Raw genomic sequence first — 9,560 nt, forward strand, 5'->3', positions numbered from 1 at the left:
CCATGCGGCAAACCAAACTGACCAAGGCCGCGCGCGGCCGGGAATGCCAGGTGCGCATCCCTGGGGTGTGCAACGGCAACCCGGAAACCACCGTCCTGGCGCACTATCGCATGGCAGGCACTTGCGGCGTTGGTTACAAGCCGCATGACCTGCAGGGCGCATGGGCTTGCAGTGCCTGCCATGACGCCATCGATTCTCGCAGCAAGACAGCATTCAGCTACGACGAGCTGCGGTTCATGCACCTCGAAGGCGTGGTGCGGACACAGGCTCAGCTGATCACCGAGGGGGTTCTTGTCGCATGAATGCTGCCGCCCTTCGCCCGTACAAGCCCAGGAAGCCGAGAGCAAAGCGCGTTGACCGTGAGGGTCAGGAGCAGGCCGCATTGATGGCCGAGATCAAGCTGCGATATCCCGAGGTGTTCGCGAATCTGCATCACACGCCAAACGGCGGTTACCGGGGCAAGGCCGAAGCAGGTCGACTTAAGGCCCAAGGCACCAAGGCCGGCATTCCTGATCTCCAACTGACCATGGCGCGCGGCGGGTACTTCGGTCTGTTCATTGAATTCAAGGCCACCGTGAAACCTGCGGAGGTATCCCTCGAGCAGCAGGCCTGCATTGGCCGGCTGAACGATCAAGGCTACCTGGCCGTTGTGTGCCGGGGGCATTTCGACGCCATGGAGTGCCTGAGAGCGTACATGGCGTTGCCGAAAACGGAGGTTGCAGCATGACCAACACCGCCGCTGTGAAAATCAGCGATGCAGAGATTCGCCGGCAGGCTGCCGGCCAGGTGCGTGACCTGCGCGCCTTGGGCAACCATGGCCTTTACTTCCGGTTTCACCGGTCCCGCGAGCGCGGGTCGTGGTACCTGATTCACAAGGGCAAGTGGAATCTGATCGGCTCATACCCTGAGCTGAGCGCTGCCAAGGTGGCCGCCGCACTGCCAGATATCCGCCTGCGCCTCGATGCGGGGGAAGGCTCAAGTCTGTCGAGCTGGGTGCTGACCGCTGAGCTGCTGGCCTGGTTCGCTGAGCGCATGGCCCGTGACCGAAACCTGTCGGCCAAGCGCAAGAGCACGGCGGCGTCGGCGATCAAGCAGCACCTAGTACCACGCTTGGGCGAAACGCCGCTGTCCCAGATCGACAAGGCGCTGCTCGACCGCCAGCTGATGTGGCCGCTGCAAGAAACCCTGTCGATCGACTATGTGCGCCTGGTGTTCCAGCTGCTGGCCCTGGCTTTCCGGCAGGCCTTCAAGCTGGGGCTGATCAGCGCCAATCCCATGGCCGGCATCCGCTTTGGTGACTTCTCCAAGGCCAAGGTCACCGTCAAGCCGTCGCGGCTGCGTAGCGTGCACCTTGAAGACCTGATGGCGCGCATGAAGAGCACTTTGGCGAACAACCCTCAGCATGGCGTGCTGGCCCTGATGATGCTGTGCCACGGCACCCGGCTGGGTGAAACCCGCTTGGCCCGCTGGAGCCACATCAGCTTGGCCGAACGGGAGTGGTTCATTCCTGCCGAGCACACCAAGACCAGCGTGCAGCACCGGCTGCCACTGACCGACCAGGTGCGCTTCCTGCTGATGGCCTACCGCGAGATTCAGCGCAACCAAGGCTATGACGGCCAGTTCCTGTTCCCAGGCCGGCAGGGCAAGCCCATGAGCGAATCGAAAGCCTCCGCTGTGTTCACGGTCATGGGGCAGGGCGATTGGACCAGTCACGATCTGCGCAAGCTGGCCCGCACCGGCTGGGCTGATCTAGGTGTTGATCACCTGGTGGGTGAACTGCTGATCAACCACGCCATGGGCCACAACGTGAAGGTGTACATCCAGTCCGACGTGATGGCGCGCAAACGTGAGGCGTTGGAAAAGTGGCACGCACACCTTGATCAGAAAGGTTTCGAGTCGGTTCACGGCTTGACCGGTGATAGATCAACGGATTCATGGATTTTCTCGCGAGCCGCAGAGCGTGCAGGTTTCGACGGACTTCCGGTATCCACCATAAGCGAGGATTCGAAGTGACAAGGAAGAGCCATGGGCCGGCCTTCAATAAGGCTGCGATCAAGTTGGCTCAGTGCCCTTTGTGCCGTGGGAGAGCGGTCACTCAGGGCCTGTTTCACGAACTGCCATGCGACCATTGCAACGCCTCGGGCTGGGTAGTGGCTGCAACCGGCGAGGCCCTGGCCCTGGATGAACTGGTGACCCAGCTCAGCATTAGGCTCCGGGCAGCGCTCCGGCAAATCGATCAGTTGAAGAACCCTCAGGCATCCGGGCCTGAGGCGACATATCAGGGAAGCAACCGGCTCGGCGCCGGCGGCACACATTTCACAGGGGATTGAGAATATGATGATTCGAAAGCCGGCAGGCCGACCATTAGGGGATTCTGAGTATTTACTGGAGCAGTGGGGGTGGTGGCGGATGGACGGTGCAGGGGTTCCTGGTTGTGTGTCTCCGTCGTTTGCGCTGATGCGGGAAGCCACGCCGCAGACATCTGCGTGTAAGAACTATTGCATCACTGATGATTGGGCGCTTGCCGTCGATACAGCCGTCGCCAAACTTACTCGTCGTGATCAGCAGATGGGGGACATCATCTGGCTGTACTACGGTGCTAAGTGGCCTATGTATCGTGTGGGCAAACACTACGGAATGAGTGAGGGAAAGACTAGGGAGTTGGCTAGGGCTGGGGTAGCCTGGGTTGACTGTGTTTTGACTTTAAGTAAAGAGGTGGCTTGATAAGGTTGGTCGATAAGTGTTGATGGGGTGTGACTTAATGCGCTGCCGACGGATTTGTCGGCAGCGTTTGTGGTGAATTAATAAATGTAAAGCTATTTTGGATGTTCCTGATGTTCCTGATGTTCCTGATGTTCCTGATGTTCCTGATGTTCCTGATGTTCCTGATGTTCTGACTTGATAAGTCTTGTGATATATAGTTCTATAGTGGCGTTGAGTGTCTTTTCGTATCGTGCATTAAAGCTATCGAAAGTACTGCTTTTTCGGGCTTCTTGAATTTCGGCGATTAGGTCGTAGTTCGTCCGATATTGGCTGGGGCGAAGGTCTTTTATAGCTTGCCCAAGGAGTATAGCTTCATCCACTTCATTTTTGAAAAGTGCGATAAAGAGAAGCCCGCGGGCTGGGTCTACGCTCGCTGTGTATTCTCTTTTAGATTTATATGAATCTAGGGCTTTGGTGAAATATTTTTTTGCGCCATCTAAATCCCCAGCTCGCATGAGCGCCCAGGCAAGATGATGAAGTCGCCAAGGCGTCTCCTCGCCACTTTCTTTCATCCTGTCGTTTATCTTTTTAATGCTTCCTTGGAATTCTGAAATTTGATCAGAGTTTGCGATTGCAAAAAGTAATCCGTCGTATGCTAGTTCTGTAGGCTTTTCTGGTAGTTTAGTTTTGTCTTTGGATTTTATAAGATCTTGGAATACTTTGGCAGCCTCTTGGTATTCTTCGCCTTGATTCAAATTTAATCCCGTTAGTAAGCGTTCATACGGAACCAGTCGCTGCTCTGCGACTTTGTTGACTTCTGATTGTATGAATTTGTAGCTGGTGGCAAAAGCAGCCGCTGCGCCAACAATAAGAGAGGTTAGTACGTTTATGATCTGGTGCTTGTTGGCAATGTACAAAACATCAAAAATCAACCCTGAATTACTGTTTGGGTTTTGTGGGGTTGGGCTTTGGTTATTTTTTTGTTTCATGCGTGAGGTCTTTTCTGGAAGCTTGTCGAAGCTTTTGCTATTGCAAAAGATCAGATTGTGTTGACGGTATTTTATTCTTGGCGTGTATTTTTGTCGATGTGCTACAGGGCTAGTAGCCCGCACATTAGTTGTCCGCAGTTTCTCTGTTCCAAAAAGGGCTTTTCCGCGCGGAATAACTGTGCTTTCATAGCAGCGTGTGTTGCTGTGAACGCAGCGCGACGCCCTCCAAGACCCGGCCATAGAGCCGGGTTTTTTGTATCCAATTTTTAGCCCTGCCGTCGTGCAGGGCTTTTTCGTTTTCGGCACCACCACGCCCATCGCCCCGAGCTGGGAGTGCTGTTTGGGGCCGAACCTATTGCGCTCCCCAAAAGGGAGGAACTGAGATGCCGAACATGCTCGAGAAAGATCCTGGCCTGTGGGCCGCTGTGCTGGCCTGGCTGGTTGCCCATCAGCCACAGCTGTACACCGGCGGAACAGCCGCAGCCGTGGCCATGTGCCGGGTCATCTATGGCGGCGGCGGTCGCCGCAAAGTCATCCTGGAAGGGATCTTGTGCGGTTTGATCGGCACGAGCCTGATGCCGGTGCTTGAGTACTTCTCCCTTCCTACCAACATGGCTGTGTTCGCTGGCTGCATGGTTGGCTTCATTGGGGTGGAGAAGCTGCGCGAATACTCCGACCGGTTCATGAGCAAGAAGGTTGAGGGGTGAAAGGTGTCATTGCCTTCGTCTGATGGAGCAAAGCAGCCTAAGCCCTACGGCTACCGCTGGCAGCAAGCCCGTAAAGGTTGGCTCCGCAAGTATCCCCTGTGCGTCCGATGCGAGAAGACGGGGCACGTTGAGCCTGCGACCGTAGTCGATCACATTGTTCCGCACCGCGGTGACATGACCTTGTTCTGGGATCGAACCAACTTGCAGTCGTTATGCACCAACTGTCACAGCTCCTACAAGCAGCGCTTGGAGAAGTCAGGACGTGAGGTTGGGTGCGACGTTAGCGGCAGGCCGCTGGACCCACGGCACCACTGGAATCGGCCCTGCTGAAAGCCTCCGGGCGCTGCGGGGCCCCATGATCCAGGGCAGAGGGGGGTGAAAATGTTTTTCCTGAAACCTTTCCTGACCGATCGCCCTCCTCTTTACGCAAAACCGCGAAATGAAATGATTTTTTTGAGAGCAGACAATGGCCGGGAGACGACCCACCCCGACAGAGCTGAAGCTTGTGAGAGGGAACCCCGGCAAGCGCGCGATCAACAAGAAAGAACCCCAGCCTGCCAGGCGCATCCCCAGCGCCCCGGCGCATTTGACGAACGAAGCTCAAGTGGCCTGGGGGCGCCTCACGGTTCTGCTAGACCGTATGGGCGTACTTACCGAAGCAGATGGCTTTGCCCTCGAACGGCTGTGCGACTGCTACGCCGAAATCCTCGCGCTGCGCGAAATGGTCGACTTGCAAGGGCGGACCTACGAGACCACCAGCACCCAAGGTGAACTGGTGCTCAAGGCGAATCCTGCCGTCGCCATGCTCGCTGACGTTGATCGTCGCTTCAAAAGTTACCTGGTCGAGTTCGGCCTGACTCCAGCCGCCCGATCCAAAATCCAGGTAAAAGAGAATGACGACAAAGAAGACCCGCTCGCGGAACACTTCGGTTGATGATCCTGCGACCCAGTACGCGAGGGAGGTCCACTCCGGCGAGCGAATCGCAGGCCCTGATATCCGGAATGCGTGCGCTCGGCACCTGCGGGATTTGGAGGAGGGACCAAAGCGCGGACTGTGCTGGGATCTTGAAGAGGCCAACAAGGCCATACGCTTCTACCGCGCAGTCCTGAAACTGAATGGCGGAGAGTTTGAAGGGCTGCCCTTCGAGCTTTTGCCATGGCAGAAATTCATTGTCGGCAGCATCTTTGGCTGGAAGGGCAGTGACGGGTATCGCCGTTTTCGGGTGGTTTACGTCGAAAGCGGCAAAGGTTCGGGCAAATCTCCCTTGGCTGCCGGCGTCGGATTGAGGGGATTGGTCGGGGACAACGAGGCCCGCGCCGAGATCTACGCGGCGGCGACCAAGAAGGATCAGGCCATGATCCTGTTCCGTGATGCTGTCGCCATGGTTCAGCAGTCGCCTGAGCTGACCAAGCGCCTGGCTTGCAGTGGTACAGGCCAGAACATATGGAACCTGGCGTACCTAAAGGCAGGCTCGTTCTTCCGCCCGATCAGTTCGGATGACGGGCAGTCAGGCCCGCGGCCCCACATGGCCCTGATCGATGAGGTGCACGAGCACAAGACCAACATGGTCGTGGAGATGATGCGAGCCGGCACCAAGAGCCGTAAACAGGCCATGATCTTCATGATCACCAACAGCGGCTCGAACAAGCGCGGCCCCTGCTGGGAGTATCACGAATACGGATCCCGGGTGGCGTCCGGCGCGCTCGTTGATGACGGCTTCTTCGCATACATCTGCTCGCTGGACGAGGGTGATGACCCCATCCAGGACGAGAGTTGCTGGTTCAAATCCAACCCCTCGCTGCAGGATGCGGACTTGCCTGGCATGAAGTACCTGCGCGAGCAGGTCACAGAGGCGCGTGGCATGCCGAGCAAGGAGGCGATGGTGCGCCGACTCAACTTCTGCGAGTGGACCGGCGCTGAGTCTCCATGGATTTCATGGGACGTTTGGAGCCAAGCCGAAGAACGCGTGCCGATGTCTCTGCTGCGCAATCGGCCCTGCGTCGGAGGCCTTGACCTGTCCAGTACCACGGACCTGACATCGTTCGTCCTGCTGTTCTATCCGACCCGCGAAGATCCGCACTGGCGGCTGTTGCCGTACTTCTGGATCCCTGACCATGAACTAGACAAGCGCGAGGCTCGCGACAAGGTGCCTTACGCGGCGTGGATCAAGTCGGGCGATCTTGAAACAACACCTGGCCGCGCCATCAGCAAGTTGCATGTGCTACGCCGGATGCAAACCATTTGCGACTACTTCCAGGTAGACAAAATTGCCTACGACCGTTGGCGCATCGAGGACATGCGTCAATTGATGAGTGAGTACGACATCACACTGCCGGAGCTCGTTGAATTTGGGCAGGGCTTCAAGGATATGGGGCCGGCAGTGGACGAGTTTGAGCGTCGACTGCTTGGCATGGTCGAGTTGCCGTCAGAGGAAGAAGACGGTGCGGCAGAGTTCTTCGACGATTCAGCACCAAGGGAGGCGGTTGAGTCGCTACGACACGATGGCAATCCGGTGATGACCTGGTGCGCCGGTAACGCAGTGATCGTTTCCGACCCGGCAAGCAACCGCAAGGCCGACAAGGCAAAAGCCACGGGCCGTATCGATGGAATCATTGCCTCGATCATGGCTACCGGCATCAGTGGCGCAGTGTCCTCAGGAAGTAGCGGTAGTTCGATTTACGACGAAGGAGTAGGGGTTTGAAAACCATTGCAATCGCTGCGTGGATTGCCGGCCTGGTTGGCTTTGCACTGCTGATCGGCGGTATTGCCCTTATCCACGTGCCGGCGGCTCTGATGGCCGCCGGGCTCGGCTTGATAGGTTGGGCATGGCTGGCTGATAAAGCGGCCGCCCGCATGCAGCTCAAACGCAGTCCGGAGGGAGGTTGATCATGTTTTTCAGCAATCTTTTCGGCGAAAATGAGGCGCTGGTTTCGAAAGGGGGCGGCGGCGCTTGGCGCGGAGGGATTGGGTCTGGCCGGACTGCAGCAGGCGTCACAGTCACCCCCGAGACCGCTCTTGCTATTACTGTCTTGCAGACCTGCGTCACGCTGCTGGCCGAGAGCGTTGGCCAGCTCCCGCTTGAGCTCTATCGGCGTTTAGGTGATGGCAAGCGTGAGTCCGCGATAGCTCACCCGCTCTACGATGTCCTACGGTACCAACCAAACCCTTGGCAGACCCCCTACGAGTATCGTGAATCTAGCCAGCTTTCCCTTGGGCTTCGAGGGAACTGCTACAGCTTCATCGAGCGCAACGACGACGGCTCGGTGAAGGCGCTCTATCCGCTGCGTAACGACAAGGTGACAGTGCTCAAGGGCGGCGACCTGCGACCGGTGTATCGAGTTGGCGGGCACGACCCATTGCCCATGCGCCTGATTCACCATGTGCGCTGGCACACGCAGAATCACTACACCGGAATGTCTCCCGTTGAGCTGCATGCCGATGCCGTCGGACTTGCGCATGCGGTCAGGCAGTATGCGGGCAAGTCATTTGCCAACGGCACTGCCGTCAGTGGCGTTATCGAGCGCCCACGGGATGCTCCGCCGATCAAGGAGCAGGGTAGTATCGATCGCATCCTTGATCAGTGGGGCAACAAGTTCTCGGGCATCGATAACGCGAAGAAGGTCGCGATGCTGCAGGAAGGCATGACCTTCAAGCCAGTGTCGATGAATAACGTCGATGCCGAGCTGCTTGGCATTCTTAAGGCCACCGGGCTGGACATCGCCAGGATCTACAAGATTCCTCCGCACATGATCAACGAGCTGGAGAAGGCCAGCTACAACAGTCTTGAACAGCTGCTGATCCAATACGTGATCTTCGCCTTGATGCCCTGGGTGAAGCGCCATGAGCAGGCCATGATGCGCGATTTCCTCTTGCCATCTGAACGGCGTGACTACTTCATCGAGTTCAACCTTTCCGGCCTGCTGCGCGGTGACCAGAAAAGTCGCTATGACGCCTATGCAATCGGCAGGCAGTGGGGGTGGCTATCAATCAACGACATCCGCCGCCTGGAAAACATGCCGCCCGTGGCCAACGGCGATAGCTACCTGCAGCCGCTAAATATGGCAGACGTGGCGCACATCCTGCCCGACATGAACAACCCCAACGTCCGCGCCCAGCTGGAGCAGCAGCGCGACGATATCCTGAGGATGCTTGCCGCATGAAACGACATCTGCGCGCTGCCAGCTTGCTATTCAATCAGCCATTGCTGACGACACCCGACATGCTGGACCTGGCAGTACGCTGGGCCAATCAGACCATGAGCCTGAACATCGTCAATCTGAACATGGGCGGGGCCGCTGCTAACCCATCGATGTTCTATGACGATGAAGGCTACCAGGCCGAGCAGGACCGCCGTGAAGAACAGCGCCGCGCTGCTATCGCCCAGACGGGTGTTGAGGTGATTCCCGTCCATGGCGTACTTGTTAGCCGCGGCAGCCACTTGAACGCCTGCGAGACCATGACTAGCTACGAAGGTCTGCGCGCGGCCCTGAGCAAGGCCATCGCCGACCCCATGGTCGAACACATCGTGCTGGACATCGACAGCCCTGGCGGCAGTGCGGTTGGTGCTTTTGAGCTGGCCGCGGACATTCGCGCGGCCACCAAGATCAAGCCAATCACCGGGCTGGTCAACTTTATGGCGTACTCCGGGGGGTACCTGATTGCGGCCGCCTGCACTGAGGTGGTGGTCAGCCTGACCTCTGGCTTAGGTTCTATTGGAGTGGTGGCCAGCCACATGGACCGCTCGAAGATGATCGAAGGCATGGGGGTAAAGGTCACGACAGTCTTTGCCGGCGCGCACAAGAATGATCTGAGCCCGAACGAGCCGATTACCGAGCAATCTCTACAGGTGCTGAACGAAGTCGTGCAGGAGAGCTATCAGCTGTTTACGACCCACGTGGCCGATTACCGAGGCCGCGACGTTGCCGAGATCATCGCCACTGAGGCTGCCTGCTATCGCGGCTCAGCAGCCATCGCTATTGGCTTGGCTGATCGGCTCGAGTCGCCGCAGCTCGCGGTGGACAACCTGTCGCGGGCGGTCGGCCTCAGCCGCGCGCAGCGCCAAGGCTTACAGCCACAACAGCGCATCAGCGTGAGGGCTTCGGCCTTCGCCATTCAGTCTCAACTCTGACCGCGTTCGCGGCAGTGACCACAACCGGCTAA

At 57.8% G+C, this 9,560-nt stretch carries 13 protein-coding genes; 12 read left to right on the forward strand and 1 reads right to left on the reverse strand.

All coding sequences use genetic code 11. The annotated features are described in order from the left end of the window. Nucleotides 1–2: 2 nt before the first annotated feature. From ACF8K2_RS08225 to ACF8K2_RS08245, 5 genes are read left to right on the forward strand one after another with little or no spacing between them, the layout of a single operon-like run. Nucleotides 3–302, forward strand: coding sequence for a DUF1364 domain-containing protein (locus ACF8K2_RS08225; protein ID WP_392463178.1), 300 nt, complete (start codon nt 3–5; stop codon nt 300–302). Continuing rightward, nucleotides 299–727 (forward strand): VRR-NUC domain-containing protein, encoded by a 429-nt coding sequence (locus ACF8K2_RS08230; protein ID WP_392464264.1) that lies wholly within the window; start codon nt 299–301, stop codon nt 725–727. Before ACF8K2_RS08225 ends, ACF8K2_RS08230 begins: the two co-directional genes overlap by 4 nt. Beyond that, a complete protein-coding gene (locus tag ACF8K2_RS08235) occupies nt 724–2,013 on the forward strand; it encodes a tyrosine-type recombinase/integrase (protein WP_392464265.1) in 1,290 nt (429 codons plus the stop codon). Before ACF8K2_RS08230 ends, ACF8K2_RS08235 begins: the two co-directional genes overlap by 4 nt. Beyond that, nucleotides 2,010–2,330, forward strand: coding sequence for a hypothetical protein (locus ACF8K2_RS08240; RefSeq protein WP_392464266.1), 321 nt, complete (start codon nt 2,010–2,012; stop codon nt 2,328–2,330). Before ACF8K2_RS08235 ends, ACF8K2_RS08240 begins: the two co-directional genes overlap by 4 nt. A 4-nt stretch (nt 2,331–2,334) precedes the next feature. Further along, on the forward strand, nt 2,335–2,724 hold the full coding sequence (locus ACF8K2_RS08245; protein WP_392464267.1) for an antiterminator Q family protein: 390 nt from the start codon (nt 2,335–2,337) through the stop codon (nt 2,722–2,724). A gap of 92 nt (nt 2,725–2,816) precedes the next feature. Here the strand turns inward: ACF8K2_RS08245 and ACF8K2_RS08250 are convergent, their stop codons facing one another. Continuing rightward, nucleotides 2,817–3,692 carry a tetratricopeptide repeat protein gene (locus ACF8K2_RS08250; RefSeq protein ID WP_392464268.1) on the reverse strand — a complete coding sequence of 292 codons (876 nt, stop codon included), beginning with the start codon at nt 3,690–3,692 and terminating at the stop codon, nt 2,817–2,819. 383 nt (nt 3,693–4,075) lie between these two features. Here ACF8K2_RS08250 and ACF8K2_RS08255 point away from each other — a divergent pair, with 383 nt between their 5' ends. The 7 genes from ACF8K2_RS08255 (at nt 4,076) to ACF8K2_RS08285 (ending at nt 9,528) form a co-directional block, all read left to right on the forward strand. Beyond that, the gene (locus tag ACF8K2_RS08255; RefSeq protein ID WP_392464269.1) at nt 4,076–4,399 is read left to right on the forward strand and encodes a phage holin, lambda family; all 324 of its coding nucleotides are present in this window, start codon (nt 4,076–4,078) and stop codon (nt 4,397–4,399) included. Nucleotides 4,400–4,408: 9 nt separating this feature from the next. Next, a complete protein-coding gene (locus ACF8K2_RS08260; protein WP_392464489.1) occupies nt 4,409–4,729 on the forward strand; it encodes an HNH endonuclease in 321 nt (106 codons plus the stop codon). A 274-nt stretch (nt 4,730–5,003) separates the two neighbouring features. Then, nucleotides 5,004–5,333, forward strand: a complete 330-nt coding sequence (locus ACF8K2_RS08265; protein WP_392464491.1) for a phage terminase small subunit P27 family — start codon at nt 5,004–5,006, stop codon at nt 5,331–5,333. Then, complete coding sequence (locus tag ACF8K2_RS08270; RefSeq protein WP_392464270.1) at nt 5,293–7,101, forward strand: terminase large subunit; 1,809 nt, start codon at nt 5,293–5,295, stop codon at nt 7,099–7,101. Before ACF8K2_RS08265 ends, ACF8K2_RS08270 begins: the two co-directional genes overlap by 41 nt. After that, nucleotides 7,098–7,286, forward strand: coding sequence for a hypothetical protein (locus ACF8K2_RS08275; RefSeq protein ID WP_392464271.1), 189 nt, complete (start codon nt 7,098–7,100; stop codon nt 7,284–7,286). Before ACF8K2_RS08270 ends, ACF8K2_RS08275 begins: the two co-directional genes overlap by 4 nt. A 2-nt stretch (nt 7,287–7,288) precedes the next feature. Next, nucleotides 7,289–8,560, forward strand: coding sequence for a phage portal protein (locus tag ACF8K2_RS08280; RefSeq protein WP_392464272.1), 1,272 nt, complete (start codon nt 7,289–7,291; stop codon nt 8,558–8,560). Next, nucleotides 8,557–9,528, forward strand: a complete 972-nt coding sequence (locus tag ACF8K2_RS08285; RefSeq protein WP_392464273.1) for a S49 family peptidase — start codon at nt 8,557–8,559, stop codon at nt 9,526–9,528. Before ACF8K2_RS08280 ends, ACF8K2_RS08285 begins: the two co-directional genes overlap by 4 nt. Nucleotides 9,529–9,560: the final 32 nt, after the last annotated feature.

Source organism: Pseudomonas sp. xss_2, from assembly GCF_043104195.1.
In the GTDB taxonomy this organism is placed as follows: Bacteria; Pseudomonadota; Gammaproteobacteria; order Pseudomonadales; family Pseudomonadaceae; genus Aquipseudomonas; species Aquipseudomonas urmiensis.